The organism is Streptomyces sioyaensis (genome assembly GCF_004122735.1).
Lineage (GTDB): Bacteria > Actinomycetota > Actinomycetes > Streptomycetales > Streptomycetaceae > Streptomyces > Streptomyces sioyaensis.
The window spans coordinates 17,833-41,590 of the sequence record NZ_SDIF01000021.1 but is presented as its reverse complement, the minus strand read 5'-3'; the positions used below and the strand labels follow the sequence as shown (position 1 = coordinate 41,590).

The window sequence follows — 23,758 nt, the reverse complement described above, 5'->3', positions numbered from 1 at the left end:
ATCTGGTAGCGGGCACAGCCGAGCCATCGATCTGCGCTGTCGCAGTAGTACTCGCGCCACCCTTGCAGGCTCGCCCTGAGCAGAGGGAAAAGGGGGCATCCTGTGGCATGCGAGCAACTCACGTTGCTCCCTTCTGGCCGGCGCACCACTCCTTCGGGGAGAGTGGTTGCCGTTCTCGATTTCTGCCCTTGCTGTGCCCGGTCGAAGGTCTCAAAAGCAGTGCGGTGACGGGCAATGACATAAGGCGCTGTGCCTCCCTTTCTCGACCGGGCGAGATGCAACCATTGTTTCGGTGTCCCGAGCAACTCTGGGAATTTTTTCAAACAGGTCACTTGGCACCACTTAGTGAGATACTCTCCGCGACGGATATGCGGCGCCTGCCTCTCATGTCCGGATTTTTATGACCGCCGACGAGGTAACTTGGATCGTGATTCGGCTTCATGAGGGCGGCCCACGCCGGCACAAGGAAGCCTTTTCTGAAGGAGTTGTAAATTCTGGAGTTCCTTGTGTTGATGGCGTGAACATCGTGGATCTCAAGCGAAGAACCAAGGGAGGCAATCGTGTGCCAACGTGCTATCTGTCCGTCGTGCCGGAAGTTGACCTTTGAGGGTTGCGGAAGGCATGTGGACCAAGTACTCATGGGCGTACCCAACACTCAGCGGTGCATGTGTGAGCCTGCGGAACGCAAGCGTGCGCGCCCAGTAAAAGCGGCGACTCGAACGGGATCGGCGCCAGCCCGACAAGGCGGGTCGTCGCGACGCACACGCGCTCCTGGTGCCCCGGGGAGTCCACCGGGCCGGTCGAGGGGCGTCTGGTGGGCTCGGCTCATCGATTGGGTGAAAAGCCCGGCCTGAGGTAATCACCCGAGTGTGCTTGCTTTCGGTCCCTTGAGCCCAAGGCGTGGATTGTTGGGCCATGAGAACCTCGATTTCAGAACTCCGGGGTGCCAAGTGACGCCGAGCACGGAGCCAGCACCGGCACTCGCCTCTCGCGGCGAACGTCATAGGCGCTCTGCGTGACAGCATCCGCTTCTTCTGATGACCTCATCCTCATCCACTTTCCGCGGACCCGCTGCACCGAAGAATGGCGGAGTGCGATGATGCTCCGGATGTAGAGATGATGCTCCGGATGGAAAACTGCCAGTCGCGCGTCGCCGACGTGAATGCCGGGCAGACCGTCGTGGACGCGTGCGAGAGGGCGAATATCCTGGCCGCCGGTGCCATCCGACGGCCTCTGAGGATTCGCTACTGACGGCAGCCCGGGTGCCACTGCCACGTGGGACGCCCGGGCTGGCGTATGTGCGCGGGAGCGGGCCGGCACGGGGGGAACCAGCCCGCTCCTGCAATCGGCGCCCGCGCACCTCTCCATGAGGGTGAGCACCTCGACCCTCGTGATCGGGTCACTCCTTCCTGCGCGCCATGTCCCTGAAATGTCACTGATGGCTGGAGATGGCCACGAATCCAGCGCTCTTGTGAATGGAGCAACTTGAAACCGTCACGACTCAGCCGAGAACCGTGCACGCATCCCGCCCTCTGGCGGGGCTGCCCGTAGCAGCCGGGCTCTGCGCCGCCCGGAAGGACAAGGTTGCAGGGCCGGTAAGCTGGGGCCGCTGCGGCCCCCCGCACCTTGATCCGCGCCCCACGGCGAGCCATGGCTTGCAGCGATCAGGACGTCATTGGGCATGAGGATGAAGAACAAGTGCTGATAGCGGGCCGATACCGGCTGGGAGACGCCCTCGGGCGGGGCGCGATGGGGGAGGTCTGGCGGGGCTTCGACGAGATGCTCGGCAGACCGGTTGCCGTGAAACTCATGCTCCCCCACGACTCCGACCCCACCGCGACCTCCCGCTTCCGGCTGGAGGCACAGACCGCCGGTCGCCTCAGCCACCCGCACGTGGTCGGCGTTCTCGACTTCGGCGAGCACGAAGACCGTCTGTTCCTGGTGATGGAGCTCGTCGACGGGGACAGCCTCGCCGACCTGCTCACCGTCTACGGACCGCTGCCCGCCGAGCACGTGGCCCGTATCGCCGCACAGGCTGCCGTTGGGCTGGCCGCCGCGCATCGGCAGGGCATCGTGCACCGGGACATCAAGCCGGCCAACCTCCTGCTGGGCGCCGACGACACCCTGAAGATCGGCGACTTCGGCATCGCCCGCTTCCTCGACGACCCCGGTGCCGTATGGCCGCGCGTCCTTCACGCTCCTTCGGACCCGGATCCTCACCCAACCATGAGCTTCACGGAACTGCGGTCAGAGCCAGTTCCCGACCTCGACCACGCCAAGGCGGGGCTCCGTGGACCCGGCGGGCGCGGCGTGGTGACCCGCCCCGGCAAGGTGGTTCACCGCCAAGCGCATGGCCGCCCTGCGGCCCCCGATGGCCGCGATCGCGGACCAGCTCCTCGACGAGATGACCGGGCGCGGCAACTCCGGCGACCTCAAGGCGCACTTCGCCTTCCCGCTGCCGGTCTACGTGATCTGCGACATGCTCGGCGTGCCCGCCGAGGACCGGGACCGCTTCTCCTACTGGTCCGACAACTACCTCAGCCTCACCCGGTACTCCGCACAGGAACGGCAGACGGCGGTCGGCGAACTCGTGGCCTACATGTCCGGCCACATCGCCGCCAAACGCGCCGAGCCCACCGACGACCTGCTCAGCACCCTGATCGAGGAGAGCAGCGGCGAAGGTGAGGCGCTGACGGACGCGGAGCTGCTGGGCACCGGCATAGGTCTGCTGGTGGCCGGGCACGAGACGACGGCCAACATGATCGGCAAGATGGTCGCCATGCTGCTGGCCGACCGCACCCGGTGGGAACGGCTGTTGGAGAACCCCTCGTTGGTACGCAGCACCGTCGAGGAGGCGCTGCGCTTCGACGCCAACGGTGGGTTCGGCCTGAGGCGTTACCTCACCGAGGACGTCGAGATCGGGGGCGAGGTCCTCCCCAACGGCACCACGGTGGTGTGCGCCCTGGCCGCGGCGAACCGGGACGAGACCGCCTTCGAGAACGCCGCCGAGATGGACGTGACCCGCACTCCCAACCCTCACCTGGCCTTCGGCGCGGGACCCCACTCCTGCCTGGGCCAGGCCCTGGCCCGCACCGAACTCCAGGTCGCCCTCGAAGTTCTGCTGCGCAGGCTCCCCTCCCTCGAACTGGACATCCCCGCCACCGACCTCGAACGCCTCGAAGGACTGCTGGTCGGCGGCCTTAGCGAGGTCCCCGTCCGCTGGTGACGGCAGGAGAGCACACGTACGACCCCCGACAGAAGGAGACCCCCACATGAAGATCACCGTCGACGAGGAGAAGTGCTGCGGCGCCGGACAGTGCGTCCTGATCGCCCCCGAGGTCTTCGACCAACGCGACGAGGACGGAATCGTCGTCGTCCTGGAGCCGGAGCCCCCGCACGACCAGCACGCCCTCACCCGTGAAGCGGCCGCCGTCTGCCCGGCCGCCGCCATCCAGGTGCGCCACACCCCCTGAACCTCTCCGCCCGGCAGCGGTGGGGCGGCCCGCGGAGCCGCACCGGCTCCGCGGGCACCGGGGCTCCTCGGAGGTCGCGCCCCGGAAGCGGGCCTGACGTGGCCGCCGCCCCGGCTCGTCTTCCCCGACCAGGTCCTGGCCACCGTGCTCCACCTACGGGTCGCCCTGGCTGCGGAACTCCTCGCCGTACTCTTCGGCAGCAGTCGCACAACCATGTACCGCACCCTGCTGAAGATCAGGAAACTGCTTGAAGCACACGGAGACCTCCGCCCGGCTGGGACGCCATCGCCGGGTTGTCGAGGAGTACCGACGTTACGCCGTGTCACACGGGCGTCACCGTGCATGGCCTGTTCCGACGCGCCTGGACCACCCGCCACTGGGAAGACCACCCCACCCGCGACCCTCGCTCCGGGCGAACCCCTAGTATCACTTGGCGTTCTCCGACGAACGCTGACGCCCGCTGGGTCGTGCCCGCCGCCCAACGCCCGGCACGACGACTCCGCCGCATGGCGATGGAGTCGAGCATCGAGGAGAGGAACGTTCATGCGCGCCCGGAGCATCGCCACGGCCACCGCAACAGCATTGGCGCTGGTGGCCGCTCGTGACCTTGTCCAGAAGAAGCACGCACTGCTCCGGAACTTCCCTGTGCTCGGGCACGCCCGGTACCTGTTGGAGACGATCGGGCCGGAGCTGCGGCAGTACATAGTGACCTCCAACGACGAGGAGCGCCCGTTCAGTCGTGACCAGCGCACCTGGATCTACGCGTCGGCGAAGGGGGAGAACAACTACTTCGGGTTCGGAACCGACAACGACGTCGAGCACACGCAGGGGCACGCCTACCTGAAGCAGCGCACGTTCGCCGGCACGTTGCCCGACCTGCACGACCCGCAGGCCCCACTGCCGTCAGCCAAGGTGCTGGGCGGGCCGCGCGGGCGCGCCAAGGCGTTCCGGCCGGCGAGCGTGGTGAACATCTCGGCGATGAGCTTCGGCTCGCTCTCCGGCGCGGCAGTCACGGCGCTCAACAAGGGGGCGGCGCTGGCGGGCACCCTGCACAACACGGGCGAGGGCGGTCTCTCGCCGTACCACCGCAACGGCGGCGACCTCGTCCTGCAAATCGGTACGTCCTACTTCGGCTGCCGCAACGAGGACGGCAGCTTCAACATCGACAAGCTCAAGGACGTGGTCGCCGGCGCCCCGGTCAAGGCGATAGAGATCAAGCTCTCCCAGGGTGCCAAGCCCGGGCTGGGCGGAATGCTGCCGGGCGCGAAGGTGACACCGGAGATCGCCGGGATCCGCGGCATCCCGCTCGGCGAGGACTGCGCTTCCCCGTCGCGGCACACCGCGTTCGGCGACGTCGACTCGATGCTCGACTTCGTCGAACTGCTCGCCACCGAGACCGGCCTGCCGGTCGGGATCAAGAGCGCGGTGGGCGAGATGGAGTTCTGGCAGGAGCTGGCCACGCTGATGGCGCGTGGTGACCGTGGTGTCGACTTCGTGACCATCGACGGCGGCGAGGGCGGCACCGGGGCGGCGCCGCTCACCTTCTCCGACTCGGTGTCGCTGCCCTTCCGGATGGGCTTCTCCCGGGTCTACGGCGCCTTCGCCGAGCGGGGGCTGACCGACGACCTGACGTTCATCGCCTCCGGCAAGCTCGGCCTGCCCGAGAACGCCGCGGTCGCCTTCGCTCTGGGTGCCGACATGATCAACGTGGCCCGTGAGGCGATGCTGTCGATCGGCTGCATCCAGGCGCAGAAGTGCCACACCGACAAGTGCCCCACCGGCATCGCCACCCAGAGCCCGTGGCTGGCCCGCGGCCTCGACCCGACCTCGAAGGCCACCCGGGCCGCCGTCTACCTGCGGACCCTCCGCAAGGAGCTGCTGAAGGTCTCGGCGGCCGTCGGTGTCGCCCACCCGGCGCTCATCACGGCCACCGACATCGAGATCATGAACGGCGACTACGAGGCCCGCACCCTGGCCGGCGTCTACGGCTACAAGGACGGCTGGGGCGAGCTCGGCCCGCACCTCGCCGAGGAGATCACCGCACTGCTCACCACCGAGCAGTCCTCCGACCGGAAGCCGCCCGCCTGACGGCGCCGATCACGGCAGGCACCGCGCTCGCCGCTCCCCTGCCCGGAGCGCGCGCGTGGCGCCGGCCGGTGGCACCCTTGTCTTCCCTGCTCCACGAACAGCCCCTGCCTAGGTGATCACAACATGAGCGAAAAAGTGAGATTCCCGAGCGTCGTCGGCCCCGAATTGGCCGGAGCGATCGACCTGCCGGACGGCGAGATCCGCGGCTGGGGGATTTTCGTGCACGGATTCACGCTCGGCAAGGGCTCGCCGGCCGCGTCGCGTGTCAGCAAGCAGCTGGCACGCGAGGGGATCGGCATGCTGCGCTTCGACAACCTCGGGATCGGGGACTCCGACGGCGACTGGGGGGACGGTTCCTTCACCGTCAAGGTCCAGGACACGATCCGTGCCGCAGCCATGATGGCGGAGCGTGGGACTCCGGCAGACCTGCTGGTGGGGCACTCATGGGGAGGCGCCGCCGTCCTCGCCGCGGCGGCCGAGGCCACCGGCGTCCGCGCGGTCGCCACGATCGGGGCACCGGTCGATCCCAGCCACGTCGAGCGACAGTACGACGCGGTCGTGGATCGCGTGCTCAGCGAAGGGTCGCACGAGTGGTTCGTCGGCGGGCGGACCCTGGTCCTCAAGCGCGCCTTCGTCGAAGACGTCCGCCGTGCTCACCTGCGGGACCGGATCGGCGAGTTGGACCTACCACTACTCGTCCTGCATTCGCCGACCGACAACACCGTCGACATCGACAACGCCGGAGAGATCTTCCGCGAGGCACGGCACCCGCGAAGCTTCGTCTCACTCGAAGGGGCAGACCATCTCCTGACCGCCCGAGGACAAGCACAGCGAGCCGCCCACATCATCAGCGCCTGGGCCGACCAGTACATCCACGGACCACGGCCCGCAGGAGACACATCTCAGGTGGTGAAGAGGTACCGATCACTCCGCTGATCTGGGGTTTTTGCGCTGGTTGGCATGGAAGCGCGCCTTCTTCTGACGATTCCCGCACGTGTTCATGTCACACCATTTGCGGGTGCGGCTTTGGCTGGTGTCGAAGAAGGCGGCTTGGCAGGTCGGTGACGCGCACAAGGCCAATTTTCCGTCTCGTTCGCCCGCGATGAGGCTGATCGCGTCGGCGGCGATCACACTGAGGGCATCTTCCACGCAGGAAGCCGAGCTGAGCCGCCATCGCCGCTGACCCTCGGATGTCAGGATCGCCGCGGCCCGACCCTGAGCGCTGCGGTCATTGATGACGTGGACAGCAGATGCGGGGAGAGCGCCCTGGATCGCGGCCGCTGTCGCGGCGGCGTGAATCGACTCCCTCAGTTCCCGAGCGAGGTCGAGCTGGGCAGTGGTGCAGGAGTCCACGGCGAGGCCGTTCACTGCCAGCCAGTCGATGAGTCGCTGCGGCGTGGGAATGCGCTCCACAGCCTCGCCATGACGCTCCGACAGAGTCCCCGTGAAGCTGGTCGCCAGCACCTTACCGAGGCGGAAGTCAGGGAACCCAGCACGCATGGAACCACCTTAGCGGGTTGCAGCGTGACTCGGGCTTGGGCGAATGATCCAGCCACTACGACCACCTGCGCGAAGTGACCGCGACGACGTGATCGCACACCTCGACACCATCCTGAGGATTCCATCTACTTGAATCCTCAACTACACTCTCCACGATCGATGTGCTTGAAACTTCAATAGCACGCCCCCTTCCCCCAGCGTGATCTTGTAGACAAGGAATCGACATGATCGACCGCCGCAACGTCCTCCGAAGCGGAGGCGCCGCCGCCCTGGGCGCCCTCGCCATCACCGCGATATCCAGCGGAACCGACCTGGCAACCGCAGCCACAGGCAGCCGGGAACTGCTCGGCGACCCGGCCTCCACCCCGCAGGCCGAGTCGCTTTGGCCGGCTCACCTGACCGATACGGAGCGCAAGCACCTCAAGGTCTTCGACGAGCTGGACTTCGTCGTCTACTCCGGTCAGCAGTGGGACCGGCTCAGTGAGAGCCACGCCCAGAACATCCGCGTCCACTGGCCCGACGGTCACTACACGGACGGCATCGACCGGCACATCGCCGACATGAAGAGCCAGTTCGTCTGGGCGCCGGACACGCGCATCACCGAGCACCCGATCCGCATCGCCAAGGACAACCTGACCTCGGTGACCGGCGTCATGCAGGGCACCTTCACCCGCCCCATGCCGGACGGCAACGGCGGCTTCATCCAGCCGACGGGCAAGAAGTTCGCCATCAACATGGCCACGGTCGGCATCTGGAACAAGCTCGGAGTGATGGAGGAGGAGTTTCTCTTCTGGGACAACCGGACCTTCTACCAGCAGATCGGTCTCGCCTGACCCGTGCGTGGCCCGGCGGTGCGGGAACCGCCGGGCCACGCAGATCTGGAGGGCGGCGCCAAGGGGGTTGTGGCCCCCGCTCTGCTTGTGCCGGCCGCTGATCCCGCTCGGCCGGCAGAATCCAGGTCCTGGGACGGCCGTTGACTGGTGGATCCCTGCTTCCGGCTCGGCCTCAACCGACCGCGTGCGGCTTTCGGGTCAGGCGGTGGTGCGGGCTGCGGCGAGGTCGAGGGCGATGTCGGTGATCATGTCTTCCTGGCCGCCGACCAGGTTGCGGCGGCCGACCTCGATGAGGATGGCGCGGGCGTCGATACCGTAGTGGCGGGCGGCCGTCTCGGCATGGCGCAGGAAGCTGGAGTACACGCCGGCGTAGCCGAGGCTGAGGGTCTCGCGGTCGACCCGCACCTCGCGGTCCTGGAGGGGGCGTACGACGTCGTCGGCGGTGTCCATCAGGGGGAACAGGTCGCAGCCGGGCTCCCAGCCCATCAGGTCGGCGACCGCGACGAACGCTTCCAGGGGGCAGTTGCCGGCTCCGGCTCCCTGGCCGGCGAGGGAGGCGTCGACGCGGGTGACGCCGTTCTCGACGGCGACGACCGAGTTGGCCACGCCGAGCCCGAGGTTGTGGTGGGCGTGGATTCCCAGCTCGGTGGACGGATCGAGGACGTCGCGGTAGGCGCGGACGCGGTCGCGTACGCCGTCCATGGTGAGGTGGCCGCCGGAGTCGGTGACGTAGACGCAGTGCGCGCCGTAGGACTCCATCAACCTCGCCTGCTGTGCCAGTTCGGCGGGGTCGGCCATGTGGGACATCATCAGGAAGCCGGCCACGTCCATGCCCAGGTCGCGGGCGGCGGCGATGTACTGGGCGGAGATGTCGGCCTCGGTGCAGTGGGTGGCGACGCGTACCGAGCGGATGCCGAGCGCATGTGCGCGGCGCAGGTCGTGCAGGGTGCCGATGCCGGGCAGGAGCAGGGTGGTGGGCACCGCGTGGGTCACGGCGTCGCAGACGGCCTCGATCCACTCCCAGTCCGTGTGGGCGCCGACGCCGTAGGTGATGCTGGAGCCGGCCAGGCCGTCGCCGTGGGCGATCTCGATCGCGGCGACTCCCGCGGCGTCGAGTGCGCCGGCGATGGTGCGGGCCTGCTCGACGGTGTAGCGGTGGCGGACGGCGTGCATGCCGTCCCTGAGGGTCACGTCCTGCACGTACAGGGTGTTCGGCTGGGGTGCGGTCATCGGGAGACCACCTTCGTGGTGCGGTGGGCGGCCATGCGCTCGGCGGTGCGCAGGGCGGCCGAGGTCATGATGTCGAGGTTGCCGGCGTAGGCGGGCAGGTAGTGGGCGGCGCCCTCCACTTCGAGGAACACCGACACCTTGGCGGCCTGGCCGGACCGGGAGGCGGCCGGCAGCAGGGAGCGCAGTGGGCTGTCGACGGCGACGCGTTCGAACTGCACCTTCTGCTTGAGGCGATAGCCGGGGACGTACGTCTGGACGCGCGCGGCCATCTCCGCCACGGAGGCGGTCACCGCGGCGTCGTCGCAGTCACCGATGAGGCAGTGCACGGTGTCCCGCATGATGAGGGGCGGTTCGGCGGAGTTGAGGATGATGATGGCCTTGCCGCGGGCCGCGCCGCCGACCTGCTCGATGGCCGACGAGGTGGTCTCGATGAATTCGTCGAGGTTGGCCCGCGTGCCGGGGCCCGCCGAACGGGAGGAGATGGAGGCGACGATCTCTGCGTAGTGGACCGGGGTCACGGCCGCGACGGCGGCCACGATGGGGATGGTGGCCTGCCCGCCGCAGGTGACCATGTTGACGTTGGGCGCGTGCAGGTGGGCGTCGCCGTTGACCGGCGGCACGACGTACGGGCCGAGCGCGGCAGGGGTGAGGTCGACGACCGAGCGGCCCAGTCGGTGCAGGACCTCGTTGTGGCGCCGGTGCGCGCCGGCGGATGTGGCGTCGAAGACGAGGGACACGTCCGCGAACTCGTCCAGCTCGACCAGGCCGTCCACGCCCTTGTGGGTGGTCGCGACCTTCAGCCGTCGGGCGCGGGCCAGGCCGTCGGAGTCGGGGTCGATGCCGGCCATGGCGGCGATCTCCAAAGAGTCGGAGAGCCGCAGAATCTTGATCATGAGGTCGGTGCCGATGTTGCCCGAGCCGATGACGGCGGCCTTCGTGGTCATGCTCCGGTTCCTTCCGTGGCGGGGGCGGCGAACGCGGTGGTGACCGTGCCGAGTCCTTCGATGTGGGCGGTGAACTCGTCCCCTTCGGCGGCGACGGCCATCGGGCCGAGGGCGCCGGTCAGGACGATGTCGCCGGCCCGCAGCGGCTCGCCCAGGCCGGCGAGCGTGGCGGCGAGCCAGAGGGCGGCGGTGAGCGGGCTGCCCAGGCAGTCGGCGCCGGTGCCCCGTGAGACGGTCTCGCCGTTCCTGGTCAGGGTCATCCGTACGTCGCGCAGCTCGACCCGGTCCAGCGGTACGGGGGTGCCGCCGAGGACGAACAGGCCGCAGGAGGCGTTGTCGGCGACCGTGTCGACGATGCTGATGTCCCAGTCGGCGATGCGGCTGTCGACGACCTCCAGCGCGGGCAGGGCGAACGCCGTGGCACGCAGCAGGTCGGCGACGGTCGGGTCCCGGTGCGGCAGGTCCGCGCCGAGCACCAGGGCGACCTCCGCCTCGATCTTCGGCTGCAACAGCCGGCCGGGGGCGATCGGCTGCCCCTCGGGCACCGCCATGTCGGCGAACAGGGCGCCGAAGTCGGGCTGGTCGACGCCGAGTTGGCGTTGCACGGCGGGCGAGGTCAGGCCGATCTTCCGGCCTGCCAGGCGCCGTCCGGCGGCGATGCCTCGCTCGACGTTCAGCCGCTGCACCGCGTAGGCGGCCTCGCTGTCCGCCTCGGGCAGCAGATCACGCACCGGACGGCACGGGACGCCGGTGCGGGCGGCTTCGGCCAGGACGGCCGCCGCCTCCGCCACCGCACCGGCGGAGTCGTGGGCGTTCATGCTTCGCCCCTGTCCGGAGCGGTGCGAAGGGGCTGTGGGATGGGCATGCGGGTTACCTCCGGAAGGGAGCGGAACTGGTGTGGGGGGCGGTACGGGCGTGCCGACCGTCGAGGCGACGCATGAGACGCAGGCGACGCATGCCAGGTATAGGCGCACCTCGCGAAGGACGGCAAAATATGTTCCATGACACGGAACAGCGCTCAGGGAAACATGCTGGACAAGGCAATGGCGATCCTGGATTGCTTCCGGCCGGACGGCGGTATGTTCCGCCTCACAGAACTCTCTGAGCGTGCAGGTCTGACCAAGACCACGGCGTTCCGGCTGTGTGGCGAACTGGTCCGGCTCGGTCTGCTCGAACGCGATGCGGAGAGCTACCGGCTCGGCGGCAAGCTCTTCGAACTGGGTTCGCTCGTGCCACGCCGGCATGATCTGCGCGAGGCTGCCCTGCCTTTTCTGCAGGACCTGTTCGAGGCCACGCACGAGACCGTCCATCTGGGGGTGCGCGAAGGCCACGAGGTGGTCTATGTGGAGCGCATCCACGGCCACGGCGCCCTGCGGCTCCCCTCCCGGATCGGCGGTCGGCTTCCCCTGACCTGCACGGGCGTCGGCAAGGCGCTGTTGGCCTTCTCCGGCGCTGAGCTGGCGGAGGAGGTGCTGGACACGCCCCTCCCCCGCCTCACGCCGCACTCGGTCACCGATCCGGAGCGGCTGCGCACCGCCATCGAGCAGGCTCAGGTTGCGGGCCTGGCCTACGAGGAGGAAGAGGCCGCCCTGGGCGTCAGCTGCATCGCGGCACCCGTCTTCGACGGGCCGGTGGCGGTGGCGGCGCTGTCGGTCGCCGTGCCCCGCAGCCGCTTCCGGCCCGCCCAGCTCGCTCCGGCGGTACGGACCGCCGCGTTGGGACTGTCCCGTGCGTTGCGCTCCGGCACCTGATCGGGCGATGAGCTCACCGGATCGCCCCGGCTGTCGGCCTTCGGCACCTGGACCGGCGCGGTGAGCGACTGCGTGTCAGTCGCCGGGAATGCCTGCGCCGCTCAGCGACGGAACCGTGCTCTCCGGGCGGCCCAGGGAGCGGGCCCCGTCCCGGAACTGGGCGAGTTTGTCGATGATGGTCCGGCCGACCGGGAGGTGGCCCCAGATGCTGATGCCCTGGTGAGTGGTGGGCTCCCAGGTGGACTCGTCGACGACGACGGGGTTCCAGCCGACCTCCCACTCGAAGCCCGACGGGGTGCGGGCGTAGTAGGAGAGTTCCTTGTCGTTGGTGTGCTGGCCGACGGACAGGGCCATGTCGAAGCCGAGTTCGTGCACCCGCTGGTAGCTCTGGGCCACATCGTCGAGGGTGGCGGCCTGGATGTTGACGTGCTGCACCCGGGTGCGGACCGCATCGATCGGCAGACCGCGGGCAGCGGCGACCGCGATGGAGTGGTGGCGTTCGTTGACGCGCAGGAAGCGGATCTTGAACTTGACGCCGCTGAAGGTCTCGTCGATGTAGTCGGTCAGGCGGGCGTCGAAGACGGTGTGGAAGTAGGCCCGAGTCTGCGCCGGCTTGGTGGAGGTCAGCGCGATGTGACCCATGCCGCCCTCGCCGGTGACGAAGCCTGAGGCGAGCATGCGCAGCGGCTCGGCCGACGTCGCCGGGGTGGTGTAGATCTCCTGTGTGATGCCCTTGGGGCCGGGGAAACGCAGCAGGCGCTCGACACCGCGCAGGGCGGCCTCCTCGTCGGTGCCGACGGTGAGGGGGACGCCGTGGGCGCGGATGCGGGCCTCGATGCGTTCGAAGGTGGCGTGGTCGTCGACGTGCCAGCCGGTCGCGACGACGTCCTCGGTGGGGCCACGCCGGAGCAGGAAGCGGCATTCCTGTTCGTCGAGGCGGAAGCGCATCAGGTTGCGGGAGAGGGCCTCGTGGTGCATGCCGATGGCATCGGTGCCGAAGCGGCGCCAGTCGGCGAAGCGGTTGCTCTCGATGACGACGTATCCGAGGTGGACGGCACCGAAGACGGACGGGGCGTCATGTGTGGTCATCGGCGGCCGGCCAGGAAGTCGGCGCACAGGCGGTTGAACAGGTCGGTGCGCTCGAACTGCACCCAGTGTCCGGTGTTGGCGGCGAGGTACAGATCGCAGTTGGGCATGCGGTCAGCCAGCATCCGGCCGCCGGACGGCCGGTTGACCTTGTCCTCCGCGCCCCACAGGACGAGAGTGGGCACGGGCAGCTTGCTCAGGCGCGGGTCGCGGGTGAAGTCCATCTTCCACAAGGTGCGCAGCCCGGCGGGGCGTTGCAGCGGCGGAGAGGCGATCACCTCGGGGTCGATGCTGGCCTGGTAGCGCTCCTCGATGGCGGAGTCCGGGACCTCCGCGGCGTTGAAGACGAGGTAGTTGCGGATGAACTTCTCCAGCTTCAGCCGCGAGGGTCCGTCGCCGGTGTAGTAGCCCAGCAGGTTGTTGAGCCCGGGAGTGGGCAGGGCACGGGTGTTGCCGACCCCGCCGGGGCCCATCAGCACCATGCGGTCGACCCGGTCGGGGGTGTCCAGGGCCAGCCGCAGGGCGCAGGCGCCGCCGTAGGAGTTGCCGACCAGATGGGTCTTCTCCAGGCCGAGTTCGTCCAACAGGCCGCGGATGCCGTCGGCCAGGTAGCCGAACGGATCGGTACCGTCGACGCCCTTGGTGCTGCGCCCGTAGCCGGGCAGATCGGGCACGATGACCCGGTACTCCTTGGCCAACTCGGCAATGTTGCGGGCGTAGTTGGATACGCCGGAGGCGCCGGGGCCGCCGCCGTGCAGCAGGAGCACGGGCGGGCCGTCACCCGCCTCCGCAGCGAAGATCTTCTTTCCGCCGATGTCGTACGTCGTCTCCTGCATCGTCGGCAGGTCGGTCTGCGGGGTCATGGTGTCGGTCCTTACTGGGCGGTGGTCACGGTCGGGCGGAGTGCGGCGGCCGGCGTGGGCGCGCAGGGCGAAGGCGGTCGCACGGCGGGCGGTCATCCAGGGCAGCGGGGCGCCGTCCCTGGTCGTCCACGGCTGGGGAATCCAGCTGCCGGACGCCGTTGAGACGGACCGGGCACGGGAAGAAACCTCGGCATCGCGCTCCAGGACAACGGTCCCGGGGCCATGCCCAGCTGGAGCGGTCACCCCGCGGGGTACCCGATCACCGCCACCGTCGTACGCATTCGTCTCCGGCGCCGCTTCCGGCGCCGGCTTCTCGCGCCGGCCACCTCACGGTCGCCGGCCGGCTCGCCACTTACTGTAGCGGTCACTCCAATTGGAATGAACGCTACACTAAGCTCGACGCCGGATACGGTCAAGGCCCGGCGCACCAGGAGGGAAGTGCCATGACCAGGCCCCACACGACGCGCCGGAAGCGGGCGAACGGATTGGAGTCGCGGCAGCGCATCCTCGACGCCGCCGTGGAGATCGCGGGTGAGCGCGGGTACGAGGGAACGTCCATCGCGGCCGTCAGCGCCAAGTGCGGACTGCCGGCGAGCTCGATCTACTGGCATTTCAAGGACAAGGACGACCTGATCGCCGCGGTCATCGAGCGCAGCTTCGACAGCTGGCTCGCCGCGGTCGAACTGCCGGGCGAGGAGACGGGTACGTCCCTGCAGCGGGTCACCGTCATGGCCGCGAACGTGGCCAAGTCACTGGTCGACGCGCCCGACTTCCTGCGCCTCGGTCTCATGCTCGCCCTGGAGCGGCGGCCCACCGAGCCCCGGGGCCGGACCGTGTTCCTCCAGGTCAGGGGAGTCGCGCGCCAGAAGATCACCGAGATGCTGCAGACCCTCTTCCCCGAGTTGGACGAGGACGGGATCCACACGCTCACGACATACGCCATCGCGGGCGCCGACGGCCTGTTCGTACAGCGGGAGATCACCGGCGACGCCGTCGACTTGAGGGCGATGTTCGAACTGCATGCCCAGTCGGTGCACGAGGTGGCACGCCGCATGGCGGCCGGTGCGGGACGGTGACCGGGACCGGATGGTGACGGGGGCTGCCCGACGACTTTCGGGATCCGGCCGGCTGTTGCACGAGCCCGAAAGCCGATGTGGCGCCGACCGAGCCGTTGACGGGCTTCGCACCCGGCCTGGACTCGGCACGCCCACAGGCAAGGGGCTCCCGATGCCTCGTGGGAAAGCCCCGTGCGGAGAGGGGCCCCGGCCACCTCGGGTGGTGGCAGCCGGGGCCGGGTACCGCTCGGGCAACGGCGCTTGAACCGAGCGGAGTTCACGGGCTGCGGGCGGGGAACGAACTGTCCCGGCGGGCCGGCACTTGGCTGACGGCGCCGACCCCGCGGCGCGTACCGGGGGTCTCGGGCCCTGTGGTGGGGGGTGACCGGGGCGGTGATGAGGACGCGGCCCGCCGTTGGTCCGGCTGGGGCCCTACTCCAGTGGCTTGGCTCGCGTCTCGGGGCCGGTGAGGACGACCAGGGCGCCGATCAGCAGCAGAGCGATGTTGTAGCCGGTGAAGTAGTTCTGTGCGTGGTGACTGGCGAGCCAGGTCTGAAGGTAGGGGGTGGTTCCGCCGAAGAGTGCCACGGCGATCGCGTAGGGGACGCCGGTGCCGGTGGTACGCACGTTGGTGGGGAACAGTTCGGCGAAGATCGCGGGCGCGATGGACGCGCACATCGCGGTGAAGAGCAGGGCGATGGTCATGGCCAGGCCGAGCTGCCAGACTCGGCCCGCTCGGGCCAGGAGCAGCAGGGGGTAGGCGAGCACGGCCATGCCCAGAACGAAGATCAGCATGTTGGGCCGGCGTCCGAACCGGTCGGACAGCGATCCGCACAGCGGCAGCGCCACGATGAAGATCAGGAGTGCGACCACCTCGGCGAGCAGCACTGCGGTCGAGTCCAGCTTCGTCACGCTGATGGCGTAGGTGGGAGCAGCAGTGGTCCAGGCCTGGTAGGTCACCGTGAAGCCTGCGGTCAGGCCGATCACCCGCCCGGCAGCAGCACGGTTCTGCCACATGCCGCGCAGCACGGACGGGCGCTGCGGTGCCGCACTTCGGGACGTGCGTTCCTTGTTGAAGGCGTGCGTCTCGGTGAGTTTGCGCCGCAGGAACAGGGCGTAGACGCCGAGCAGTCCGCCGATGACGAACGGCACCCGCCAGCCCCATGCCTCCAGGGCCTCCGTGCCGTACAGGGCCGCGAGGCCGGCGCCCAGCAGGGTGGCGATCAGCATGCCGCAGGCCCCGGAGACGTAGATGGCGCTGGTCCACCGGCCGCGGCGCTCGGGCGGGGCCGTCTCGGCGAGGTAGGTCTGGGAAGAGGGCAGTTCGCCGCCGTGCGCCATGCCCTGGGTGAGCCTGGCCAGGAGCAGAATGAGCGAGGCCACGGCGCCGATGCTCGCGTAGGTGGGGGCAAGGCCTATCGCCAGGCTGCCCGCCGACCCCATGCCGATCGAGAGCAGCATGGCCAGGCGCCGGCCCTTGCGGTCCGCGAGCCGGCCGAAGACGAAGGCGCCGATCGGCCGCATCGCGAAGCCCACGGCGAAGATGGCCAGTGTGGACAGCAAGGCCGACAGTTCGTTGTCCGGATTGAAGAACTGCTGGGCGAAGAACGGCGCGAAGATGCCGTAGACGTGCCAGTCGTACCATTCGAGCGCGTTGCCGATGCCGGTGCCGATGAGGGTGCGGCGTTGTTCCCGGCCGGAGTGTCTGTGGCCCGGCTCGGTGACGGGCACCGGGCGGGTGGAGGGTGCGGGTGACAAGGGGGACCTCCAAGGTGAGCGACGAGGGGCAAGGTGAGCGACGGGGGCAAGATGAGCGACGGGGACGGTCAGCAGGCGAGAGTCGAAGCGAGTCCTCCGGCGGACTGTGCGGCCAGTCGGCGGGTGGCGAGATCGGCGTAGAGAGCGGCGCCGTCGCACAGCACGCCCTCGTCGAACTCCGCATAGGGAGAGTGGTTGTTCGCCACCGTCGAGGGATCTGCACCGGACGGAGCGGCGCCCAGCATGACCAGGCTGCCGGGCACCTCGGCCAGGATGCGGGAGAAGTCCTCGGCGCCGGTGAGGGGGTGGGCGAGCGGCCGGAAGCGGTGCTCTCCGAAGGTCTCGGTGACGGTGGACCGGACGAAGGCGGTCTCGCGCTCGTCGTTGACCGTCACCGGGTAGCGCTTGGTGAACTCGACCTCCGCCCGCAGACCGTGGGCGGCGGCGATCTGGCGTACGAGGGTCACCACCGCGTCCTGCATCCGGTTCTGCGCCCGGGTGGAGAACGTGCGTACGGTGCCCTCCAGCCGCACCGTTTCGGGGATCACGTTGCGGCGGGTGCCGGCGTGGAAGGAACCGATGGTCAGGACGACCGGGTCGAAGGGGTCGCAGGTTCGGGAGACCATGGTCTGCAGCGCGGTGACCATCTCGCATGCCGCGGGCACCGGATCCTTGGCACGGTGCGGCGCCGAGGCGTGTCCGCCGGCTCCGATGACGGTGACATCCACGTTGTTGGTCGCCGCCATGGTCGCACCACTGCGCGCCATGAAGACGCCGGCGGGAAAGTCGGTGGTGAACACGTGCAGTGCGTAGGCGGCGACCGGCCGGGGTCCCGCCGCCTCCAGGATGCCTTCGGCCAGCATCGCGCCCGCTCCGTCGCATCCCTCCTCGCCCGGCTGGAACATCAGCACCACGTCGCCGGCCAGATCCTGCCGCCGCGCGGCGAGCAGATGGGCGGCACCGACCAGCATCGTGGTGTGCAGATCGTGGCCGCAGGCGTGCATGACGCCCGGTGTCGCGGAGGAGAATTCCAGACCGGTGCGCTCCGTCACCGGCAGGGCGTCCATGTCCGCCCGGAGCAGCACGGCGGGTCCCGGCCGCCCCCCGCGCAGCACTGCCGTGACCGAGGACAGCCGGCTGCCCGTGTAGATCTCCAGTGGCAGGCCGTCCAGCGCCCTCAGCACTTTCTCCTGGGTGCGCGGCAGGTCCAGCCCCACCTCGGGATCGGTGTGCAGGCCGCGACGCAGCCGGACCAGCTCGTCGCGCAACGCAGTCGCATCCTCATAGGTCGCCATGACAGCGGGTGCACCTCCAGGGACTCGGGCATGGTGTCGAACGGCGGATGTCCCTAGGGTGGACAGGCGCGCGGCGGCAGCGCCGAAATCAGCAGGAACGTTCACAGGGTGCGATCCAATGCAAGATTCGTTCAGCCTCGACGAAGATGATCTGTCGCTGATCAATGTGATGCAGATAGCGCCGCGGGCCACCTGGACCGAAGTGGGAAAGGTGCTCGGCCTCCACTCGGCCACTGTGGCGCGGCGCTGGGAGCGCATGACCACACAGGGCGTCGTCTGGGTGACCGCCTACCCGAACCTGGCGCTGTGGACCGAACGGTGCTGTCTGGCCTTCATCGAAGTCGACTGCCAACCCACCGCCCGACAGCAGGTGGTGGATGCGCTCGCAGGCGTGCCGCAGATCGCCTCGATCTCCCAGGTCGCCAGCGGCCGCGACCTGTTCCTCGTGGCCCTGTTCCCCGACCTTCAGGCGCTGTCGCGGTTCGTACTGGACCACGTCAGCCAGCTGCCCGGAGTACGCGGCACCCGTACCAGCACCGCAACCCGCTTCTACAGCGAAGGCAACAAGTGGCGGCTCCAGGCCCTCTCGCCCGACCAGCGCGCCCACCTGACCCGCCACCACCCGCAGACCTCTGCGGGAAGCCGGACGTCCCACGAACGGTTCCGCGATCTTCTGCTGCCCCTGTCTTCCGACGGCCGCCGGACAGCCGCCGAACTTGCCGCCCTCACCTCGACCAGCGTGTCCACCACCCGCCGGCGCCTGGAACGCATGGTCCGCGAGGGCCTGGTGTCCTTCCGCTGCGAAGTGTCCGACATCATCAGCGGCTGGCCCGTGCACGCCTACTTCTGGGCTCGCGTCCCCGCCCACGAACTCGACAGGATCGCTCAGACGCTGCTGACCCTGCCGGAAATCAGGATGTGCGCCGCGATCACCGGAACGGACAATCTGCTCGTCATCGTCTGGCTGCGCTCCCTCGGCGACAGCCAGCGTCTGGAGACCAGACTCGCCGAACGATTCCCCACGCTGACACTGACCGAACGCGCCATCGTCCTGCGCATGAGCAAACGCATGGGCTGGCTACTCGACGGCCACGGTCGAAGTACCAGCCCGATATCCCTCAATCCCTGGGCGGACATCCCCTACGACACACCCCCGGATGAGGCCGGCACGAGCACATCATGACGCCCGGCAGCGACTCGTCCACGAGGTGCCGCCATCGGTTCCACGGCCCGCGACGCAAGCAGCCGTCTGGCTCTCCACACCGACGATCGCGGCATCCAGCGCGCGGCGGAACAACGTGTCCGCATCGGCCGACGTCACCTCGGACGCCTCTTCCCCGCCGTGAACGGCAGGCGATGGGGGCAGGGTCGTCCATCGCTGCAGCGCTCCGTTCAGTTCGGTGAGCAACAGCCCCGAGAACACGGCACACAGCACAGCGCCTACCCGGGGGACCTCGCGTTGCGGCACTCCCGCGGCGGCGAGTGTCCCCGTGAGCTCCAGCCAGAAGGGGTCCCCCGGCTGGATGAAGTCGGGGTGGCTGAAGGTGTGCGCCACCAGATTGGGGTGGCGGTGCGCCAACGCGCGGAAGTCCATGGCGAGTTGGCGTAGCCGCTCCTGCCAGGGCCGGTCCTCCCCTTCCGGCGTGCGGAACTGGGAGCCGACCAGCTTCGCCACGCCGCGCAGCAGGGCTTCCTTGTTCGGCACGTGGTGGTAGAGCGACATCGGGTTGGCGTTCAGCTCGGCCGCGAGTTTGCGCATGGTGAGCGCCTCGACCCCGTCGGCGTCGATAAGGCGCAGCGCCGCGACGCAGATGCCTCTGCCGCGGACGACGGCCCGCGCTTCCAGGTGGAACTCCTCGGCGAGGCCGAGGTGCGCCCCTCGATCGTCTCCGAGCAGGCGTACCCACTGACCATCGTTGCCAACGAGGAACTCGTCGGCGACCCGACCGGACTGTGGGACTTCAGCATCGAGCCACCGCGGCCGTCCGCGCGGTCGATCACGGTCGAACTGCCGGCAGGCGTCGACTACGACACCGGCAACCACCTGGCGGTCTTCGCCAAGAACGACCCGGCACTGGTCGCCCGTGCCCTCGACCGGCTCGGCATCGAACGCGACCAGGTGCTCCGGATCGACCCGGTGACCGGAGCGGCAGGACGCACCTGCCGGTGGGCGTGCCCGTCACCGCGGAACTGCTCCTGACCCAGTTCCTGGAACTCCAGGACGTCGCCACCCGCGCCCACATACGGACGCTCGCCGACCACACCCCCTGCACCTGGACCCGGCCCCAGCTGGAGGCCTACACCGCCGACACCGAGGAGGCCGAGCGGCGCTACCGGACGGAGATCCTCGAAAAGCGCGTCCCGGTGCTCACCCTGCTGGAGCGCTTCCCCGCCGTGGAACTGCCGCCGGCGGACTTCCTCGACATGATGGGGCCCATCCGCCCCCGCTTCTACTCCATCTCCTCCTCGCCCCTGGCCGACCCACGACATGTGCGGCTGACCGTCGGACTTGTCGAAAGCCCCGCGCTGTCGGGCGAGGGCGAGCACCGGGGCCTGTGCTCGCAGTACCTGGGCCGGCTGGAGCCCGGAGACGTCCTCTACGGCTACGTACGTGTGCCGTCGCCGACCTTCGCGCCGCCGGCCGACCCCACGACACCGCTCGTCCTCATCGGCCCCGGCACCGGCATCGCGCCGCTGCGGGGATTCCTGGAGGAGCGCGCCCGGCAGCACGCGGGCGGCACGGAAGTCGGCATGTCCCAGGTGTTCGTCGGCTGCCGCCACCCGGAGCACGACTGGTTCTACCGGGAGGAGATGCAGACCTGGGAGGAGTCCGGGATCGCCCGCGTACACACCGCCTTCTCCGCCCTCCCCGACCACCCTGCCCGGTTCGTCCAGAACGCGATTGCCGCCGCCGCGGACACGGTGTGGGACGCTCTCGACAACGGCGCGTACCTCTTCGTCTGCGGCGACGGCCGCCGCATGGCACCGGCCGTACGCGAGGCACTCGCCGCCATCCACCGTGCCCACACCGGAAGCGACGACGCCGCCGCCCAGGAATGGCTCGCCCGGCTTGAGGCCGACGGGCGCTACCAGCAGGACGTCTTCGCCTGACCCCTTCGGGGGCGCCGGATTCATCACCGCTCCGACCGCGCCCGAAGCGGGGTACGCGCAGGTCAGAGCCTCATCGTGGAGACGACGCAGACGATCGCGCGACCCCGCTCGTCGTAGCTCACCATGATCCGCTGGTACGGATGCGGTGCCTTGCTCGTGACCAGGACCGGGTCTGACACGCGCAAGGGGCCCGCTCCTGGCGGGCCCCTTGGGGGTGGTGTTGTCGGTGCCGAGTGCTAGGGCGATCCTCCGCCTTTGCTCCCGAGCTCACTTCCCCCTTGTCGTCCTGTGCTACCTCATCAGCAGCCCGGGAACGTCGCCGCCGGGGTTTCGAAGGTCCCTTGCCCCCTGACCTTGATCAGGCCAACGGCCTTCTTGCAGGGCCAGCTCATCTTCCAGGTGTTGGTGGCCCGGTCGCCGTCGCTGATGGTCTCCAGCCCGGCGTACGACGACGAACCGTTCATCCGATACCCGAGTTGCGCCTTGATGTTCGCGCCACCCTTTTTGGTGTAGATGACATCGATGGACTGGGGCCGGCTGTTCATGACGATGCAGAGTTGCCCCTTGCTCAAGCGGGTGCACTTGACATGGTCCGACCCTGACATCACCTTCTGCGACGCGCGGGTGGGCGTCGCCTCGGCTCCAGCCGCATGAGCCGGAACAGTGAGAAGCGAGAAACCGACGGCCGCACACGCGGCGGCTGCCAGTGAAACACGACGAATCATGGAAATCCCCCCGTTCAGTAGGTTCCTGACGGTACAAAAGATCGATCACTTGCACGACCTATTTTCGGACAGGCTTCAGCCTTGTGCGACGCGAAGGCATGAGGGGATGTCGCAGGGGTCCACGAGTCCCTGACGTGGCATGAAGCCGGGAACGATGGCGTCGGGACCCGGCAGAGGCCGAGGAGATCGCAGCGCTCGGATCCTGAATCCGGCCGACCTGCCGACGTGCCGCCCCTGACCGGAGGGCCGACCTTGCGGCTGCACGACCGTCGCCGACTGTGAAACACGTCCTGGCCGAGTCCCCGCAGCGCCGCCCGGCTCGCGTCGGATCCCGCCACCGTCACGCCCTTCTGCCGCAACTCACCATTTATCTATGGTGTGTTGAGACCGCAGAGCGCGGTCGAAGGGAGATCCTCATGCCTACGCAGACCAGCCGTACATCGCACCACCTTCCTCGCTTCGAAGACGCAGAGCCGCTCGGCCCCCAGGACGCGGAGTTCGCCAGGGACATCAAGGCCGTACTGGAGAAGCACGGCAACCTGGACCGGTTCGGTCTGGTCCTGTTACACGACCACTTCTCGGTCGACAGCGACGAAGTGCTCGTCGAGACGAACGATCCGCAGGCCCGCACACTCCACGTCGAGGTGGAGAAGAAGGCAGAGACCAAGCACGCCCGGCCCTCGCAGTGGCGGTTCGCCGCGGACTCCGGGGAGACGCCCACCGCACAGAGCGACAGCACCCCCTACGAGGTGCTGATGCTGTGCCTGACGCTGGCCTGCGAAGACCGCTGAGGCCGGGCGCCCCCGGCTGACACGGGCACACATGGACATGGTGAGGGCTGTACGAGCCACCTCGGGTACAGCCCTCGCTGTGCTTCGCGGGTGACGGTCCGAGGTGACGGTCCAACCGGGTCAGTGAAAGAGGCTGCTGTAGGCGTTGAGGGCGGGCTGGCCGCCCAGGTGCGCGTAGAGGACGTTGGAGCTCTTGGGGATGTCTCCGCTGCGTACGAGGTCGATGAGGCCGGCCATGGACTTGCCCTCGTAGACCGGGTCGATGATCATGCCTTCGAGACGTCCGGTGAGTCGGATGGCGTCGAGGGTGGACTGGACGGGAATGCCGTAGGCGTCGCCGGCCCAGCCCTCCAGGACGGTGACTTCGTCATCGCGCAGATCCCGGCCGAGGCCGATGAGTTCGGCGGTGTGGCGAGCGATCTTCTCCACCTGGGCCCGGGTCTCGGCGATCTTGGCCGACGCGTCGATGCCCAGCACCCGGCGGGGCCGGTCCTGGCCCGCGAAGCCGGCAATCATGCCGGCCTGGGTACTGCCGGTGACGCTGCACACCACGATCGTGTCGAAGAAGACGCCCAACTCCCGTTCCTGCTGCTCCAGCTCGAAAGCCCAGTGGGCGAAGCCGAGGCCGCCGAGAGGGTGGCCCGAGGCCCCGGCGGGGATCGCGTAGGGGGTGCCGCCGGCCGCCCGGACGTCCTCCAGGGCCTGGTGCCAGCTGTCCTTGAAGCCGATGCCGAACCCCGCGCGCACCAGACGCACATCGGCTCCCATGACGCGGGACAACAGGATGTTGCCTACCTTGTCGTTGGCCTCGTCCGGCCAGTCGACCCAGCTCTCCTGGACGAGGACGGCCCGCAGCCCCGCCTTGGCGGCGGCCGCGGCCACCTGCCGGGTGTGGTTGGACTGCACCCCACCGATACTGACCAGGGTGTCCGCGCCCTGTCGGAGCGCGTCAGGTATCAGGTACTCCAGCTTGCGGGTCTTGTTGCCGCCGAAGGCGAGCCCGCTGTTGCAGTCCTCCCGCTTGGCCCAGATGCGGGCGCCGCCGAGATGCCCGCTGAGCCGGTCCAGTAGGTGTACGGGACTGGGGCCGAACAAGAGGGGGTAGCGCTCGAAGTCGGTGACGGGCATCGGTGCCTCCTTGCAGCTGTACGCCCACGCGGGGTTCGGATAAGTAGATGCTGACTACCTGTCAGTTTTGCTTTGTGGTCTGTGAGTTGGGCTTACGATCTGCGAGTGGGGCTTGCGGTCCGTGCGT

General features: G+C 68.8%; 22 protein-coding genes and 3 pseudogenes. 13 read left to right on the top strand and 12 right to left on the bottom strand.

Going from position 1 to position 23,758, the window contains the following annotated elements; genetic code table 11:
* Positions 1 to 1,698 precede the first annotated feature (1,698 nt).
* The 6 genes and pseudogenes from EST54_RS10410 to EST54_RS10390 form a co-directional block, all read left to right on the top strand.
* Positions 1,699 to 2,175, top strand: a pseudogene (locus EST54_RS10410) (serine/threonine-protein kinase); the annotation flags it as partial.
* Between the two features lie 154 nt (positions 2,176 to 2,329).
* Positions 2,330 to 3,226, top strand: a pseudogene (locus tag EST54_RS10405) (cytochrome P450); the annotation flags it as partial.
* 46 nt (positions 3,227 to 3,272) lie between these two features.
* On the top strand, positions 3,273 to 3,473 hold the full coding sequence (locus tag EST54_RS10400; RefSeq protein ID WP_129247313.1) for a ferredoxin: 201 nt from the start codon (positions 3,273 to 3,275) through the stop codon (positions 3,471 to 3,473).
* 105 nt (positions 3,474 to 3,578) lie between these two features.
* A pseudogene (locus EST54_RS34835) lies at positions 3,579 to 3,764 on the top strand (transposase family protein); the annotation flags it as partial.
* Positions 3,765 to 4,016: 252 nt separating this feature from the next.
* On the top strand, positions 4,017 to 5,561 hold the full coding sequence (locus tag EST54_RS10395) for an FMN-binding glutamate synthase family protein (protein ID WP_129247312.1): 1,545 nt from the start codon (positions 4,017 to 4,019) through the stop codon (positions 5,559 to 5,561).
* A 123-nt stretch (positions 5,562 to 5,684) separates the two neighbouring features.
* Positions 5,685 to 6,497 carry an alpha/beta hydrolase family protein gene (locus tag EST54_RS10390; RefSeq protein ID WP_129247311.1) on the top strand — a complete coding sequence of 271 codons (813 nt, stop codon included), beginning with the start codon at positions 5,685 to 5,687 and terminating at the stop codon, positions 6,495 to 6,497.
* Here the strand turns inward: EST54_RS10390 and EST54_RS10385 are convergent.
* On the bottom strand, positions 6,486 to 7,061 hold the full coding sequence (locus tag EST54_RS10385) for a CGNR zinc finger domain-containing protein (RefSeq protein WP_129247310.1): 576 nt from the start codon (positions 7,059 to 7,061) through the stop codon (positions 6,486 to 6,488). The genes EST54_RS10390 and EST54_RS10385 overlap by 12 nt on opposite strands.
* Before the next feature lie 224 nt (positions 7,062 to 7,285).
* Between EST54_RS10385 and EST54_RS10380 the strand changes: the two genes are divergently transcribed.
* Positions 7,286 to 7,894, top strand: coding sequence for an ester cyclase (locus EST54_RS10380; RefSeq protein ID WP_129247309.1), 609 nt, complete (start codon positions 7,286 to 7,288; stop codon positions 7,892 to 7,894).
* Positions 7,895 to 8,092: 198 nt separating this feature from the next.
* Here EST54_RS10380 and dmpG read toward each other — a convergent pair whose 3' ends face one another.
* The 3 genes from dmpG to mhpD are packed head-to-tail and all read right to left on the bottom strand — an operon-like array spanning position 8,093 to position 10,886.
* Positions 8,093 to 9,124: a 4-hydroxy-2-oxovalerate aldolase gene (gene dmpG / locus EST54_RS10375; RefSeq protein WP_129247308.1), complete on the bottom strand. Its 1,032-nt coding sequence runs from the start codon at positions 9,122 to 9,124 to the stop codon at positions 8,093 to 8,095.
* Positions 9,121 to 10,068, bottom strand: coding sequence for an acetaldehyde dehydrogenase (acetylating) (locus tag EST54_RS10370; protein ID WP_129247307.1), 948 nt, complete (start codon positions 10,066 to 10,068; stop codon positions 9,121 to 9,123). The genes dmpG and EST54_RS10370 overlap by 4 nt, the downstream gene beginning before the upstream one ends.
* On the bottom strand, positions 10,065 to 10,886 hold the full coding sequence (mhpD, locus tag EST54_RS10365; RefSeq protein ID WP_129247306.1) for a 2-keto-4-pentenoate hydratase: 822 nt from the start codon (positions 10,884 to 10,886) through the stop codon (positions 10,065 to 10,067). Before mhpD ends, EST54_RS10370 begins: the two co-directional genes overlap by 4 nt.
* A 210-nt stretch (positions 10,887 to 11,096) precedes the next feature.
* Here mhpD and EST54_RS10355 point away from each other — a divergent pair, with 210 nt between their 5' ends.
* A complete protein-coding gene (locus EST54_RS10355; RefSeq protein WP_129247305.1) occupies positions 11,097 to 11,819 on the top strand; it encodes an IclR family transcriptional regulator in 723 nt (240 codons plus the stop codon).
* A gap of 75 nt (positions 11,820 to 11,894) precedes the next feature.
* On the opposite strand, the gene EST54_RS10350 is transcribed toward EST54_RS10355, so the two are convergent.
* Positions 11,895 to 12,908: a VOC family protein gene (locus EST54_RS10350; protein ID WP_129247304.1), complete on the bottom strand. Its 1,014-nt coding sequence runs from the start codon at positions 12,906 to 12,908 to the stop codon at positions 11,895 to 11,897.
* A complete protein-coding gene (locus tag EST54_RS10345; protein ID WP_129247303.1) occupies positions 12,905 to 13,768 on the bottom strand; it encodes an alpha/beta fold hydrolase in 864 nt (287 codons plus the stop codon). The genes EST54_RS10350 and EST54_RS10345 overlap by 4 nt, the downstream gene beginning before the upstream one ends.
* A gap of 443 nt (positions 13,769 to 14,211) precedes the next feature.
* Here EST54_RS10345 and EST54_RS10340 point away from each other — a divergent pair, with 443 nt between their 5' ends.
* Entirely contained in the window at positions 14,212 to 14,844 is a 633-nt protein-coding gene (locus EST54_RS10340) for a TetR/AcrR family transcriptional regulator (RefSeq protein WP_129247301.1), read from the top strand.
* Between the two features lie 411 nt (positions 14,845 to 15,255).
* Here EST54_RS10340 and EST54_RS10335 read toward each other — a convergent pair whose 3' ends face one another.
* Together EST54_RS10335 and EST54_RS10330 are read right to left on the bottom strand one after the other, a co-directional pair.
* On the bottom strand, positions 15,256 to 16,581 hold the full coding sequence (locus EST54_RS10335; RefSeq protein ID WP_217371181.1) for an MFS transporter: 1,326 nt from the start codon (positions 16,579 to 16,581) through the stop codon (positions 15,256 to 15,258).
* 68 nt (positions 16,582 to 16,649) lie between these two features.
* Positions 16,650 to 17,876 carry a M20 metallopeptidase family protein gene (locus EST54_RS10330; RefSeq protein WP_129247299.1) on the bottom strand — a complete coding sequence of 409 codons (1,227 nt, stop codon included), beginning with the start codon at positions 17,874 to 17,876 and terminating at the stop codon, positions 16,650 to 16,652.
* 118 nt (positions 17,877 to 17,994) lie between these two features.
* Here EST54_RS10330 and EST54_RS10325 point away from each other — a divergent pair, with 118 nt between their 5' ends.
* A complete protein-coding gene (locus tag EST54_RS10325; RefSeq protein ID WP_129247297.1) occupies positions 17,995 to 19,059 on the top strand; it encodes an Lrp/AsnC family transcriptional regulator in 1,065 nt (354 codons plus the stop codon).
* Here the strand turns inward: EST54_RS10325 and EST54_RS10320 are convergent.
* Positions 19,054 to 19,674, bottom strand: coding sequence for a TetR/AcrR family transcriptional regulator (locus EST54_RS10320; protein WP_275416036.1), 621 nt, complete (start codon positions 19,672 to 19,674; stop codon positions 19,054 to 19,056). The genes EST54_RS10325 and EST54_RS10320 overlap by 6 nt on opposite strands.
* A gap of 48 nt (positions 19,675 to 19,722) precedes the next feature.
* On the opposite strand from EST54_RS10320, the gene EST54_RS35310 reads away from it, so the two are divergent.
* Positions 19,723 to 20,076: a hypothetical protein gene (locus EST54_RS35310; protein WP_239012662.1), complete on the top strand. Its 354-nt coding sequence runs from the start codon at positions 19,723 to 19,725 to the stop codon at positions 20,074 to 20,076.
* Complete coding sequence (locus EST54_RS10315; protein ID WP_244942485.1) at positions 20,043 to 20,987, top strand: ferredoxin reductase domain-containing protein; 945 nt, start codon at positions 20,043 to 20,045, stop codon at positions 20,985 to 20,987. The genes EST54_RS35310 and EST54_RS10315 overlap by 34 nt, the downstream gene beginning before the upstream one ends.
* A 62-nt stretch (positions 20,988 to 21,049) precedes the next feature.
* Here the strand turns inward: EST54_RS10315 and EST54_RS35850 are convergent, their stop codons facing one another.
* Both EST54_RS35850 and EST54_RS35305 read right to left on the bottom strand, forming a co-directional pair.
* A complete protein-coding gene (locus EST54_RS35850) occupies positions 21,050 to 21,172 on the bottom strand; it encodes a hypothetical protein (protein ID WP_275416023.1) in 123 nt (40 codons plus the stop codon).
* A 114-nt stretch (positions 21,173 to 21,286) separates the two neighbouring features.
* Entirely contained in the window at positions 21,287 to 21,532 is a 246-nt protein-coding gene (locus EST54_RS35305) for a hypothetical protein (protein ID WP_006602216.1), read from the bottom strand.
* A 596-nt stretch (positions 21,533 to 22,128) separates the two neighbouring features.
* Here EST54_RS35305 and EST54_RS10305 point away from each other — a divergent pair.
* Positions 22,129 to 22,503, top strand: coding sequence for a hypothetical protein (locus EST54_RS10305; RefSeq protein WP_129247292.1), 375 nt, complete (start codon positions 22,129 to 22,131; stop codon positions 22,501 to 22,503).
* A 120-nt stretch (positions 22,504 to 22,623) separates the two neighbouring features.
* Here the strand turns inward: EST54_RS10305 and EST54_RS10300 are convergent, their stop codons facing one another.
* A complete protein-coding gene (locus EST54_RS10300; RefSeq protein ID WP_129247290.1) occupies positions 22,624 to 23,631 on the bottom strand; it encodes a 1-aminocyclopropane-1-carboxylate deaminase in 1,008 nt (335 codons plus the stop codon).
* Positions 23,632 to 23,758 lie beyond the last annotated feature (127 nt).

Excerpts from the sequence above, each read along its gene's own strand:
- EST54_RS10325 (WP_129247297.1), top strand. The coding sequence starts at position 17,995 with ATGCAAGATTCGTTCAGCCTCGACGAAGATGATCTGTCGCTGATCAAT.
- EST54_RS35305 (WP_006602216.1), bottom strand. The coding sequence starts at position 21,532 with ATGAACAGCCGGCCCCAGTCCATCGATGTCATCTACACCAAAAAGGGT.
- EST54_RS10395 (WP_129247312.1), top strand. The coding sequence starts at position 4,017 with ATGCGCGCCCGGAGCATCGCCACGGCCACCGCAACAGCATTGGCGCTG.
- EST54_RS10355 (WP_129247305.1), top strand. The coding sequence starts at position 11,097 with ATGCTGGACAAGGCAATGGCGATCCTGGATTGCTTCCGGCCGGACGGC.
- EST54_RS10370 (WP_129247307.1), bottom strand. The coding sequence starts at position 10,068 with ATGACCACGAAGGCCGCCGTCATCGGCTCGGGCAACATCGGCACCGAC.
- mhpD (WP_129247306.1), bottom strand. The coding sequence starts at position 10,886 with ATGAACGCCCACGACTCCGCCGGTGCGGTGGCGGAGGCGGCGGCCGTC.
- EST54_RS10380 (WP_129247309.1), top strand. The coding sequence starts at position 7,286 with ATGATCGACCGCCGCAACGTCCTCCGAAGCGGAGGCGCCGCCGCCCTG.
- EST54_RS10390 (WP_129247311.1), top strand. The coding sequence starts at position 5,685 with ATGAGCGAAAAAGTGAGATTCCCGAGCGTCGTCGGCCCCGAATTGGCC.
- EST54_RS10300 (WP_129247290.1), bottom strand. The coding sequence starts at position 23,631 with ATGCCCGTCACCGACTTCGAGCGCTACCCCCTCTTGTTCGGCCCCAGT.
- EST54_RS10340 (WP_129247301.1), top strand. The coding sequence starts at position 14,212 with ATGACCAGGCCCCACACGACGCGCCGGAAGCGGGCGAACGGATTGGAG.
- EST54_RS10305 (WP_129247292.1), top strand. The coding sequence starts at position 22,129 with ATGCCTACGCAGACCAGCCGTACATCGCACCACCTTCCTCGCTTCGAA.
- dmpG (WP_129247308.1), bottom strand. The coding sequence starts at position 9,124 with ATGACCGCACCCCAGCCGAACACCCTGTACGTGCAGGACGTGACCCTC.
- EST54_RS10345 (WP_129247303.1), bottom strand. The coding sequence starts at position 13,768 with ATGACCCCGCAGACCGACCTGCCGACGATGCAGGAGACGACGTACGAC.
- EST54_RS10400 (WP_129247313.1), top strand. The coding sequence starts at position 3,273 with ATGAAGATCACCGTCGACGAGGAGAAGTGCTGCGGCGCCGGACAGTGC.
- EST54_RS10350 (WP_129247304.1), bottom strand. The coding sequence starts at position 12,908 with ATGACCACACATGACGCCCCGTCCGTCTTCGGTGCCGTCCACCTCGGA.
- EST54_RS10330 (WP_129247299.1), bottom strand. The coding sequence starts at position 17,876 with ATGGCGACCTATGAGGATGCGACTGCGTTGCGCGACGAGCTGGTCCGG.
- EST54_RS10385 (WP_129247310.1), bottom strand. The coding sequence starts at position 7,061 with ATGCGTGCTGGGTTCCCTGACTTCCGCCTCGGTAAGGTGCTGGCGACC.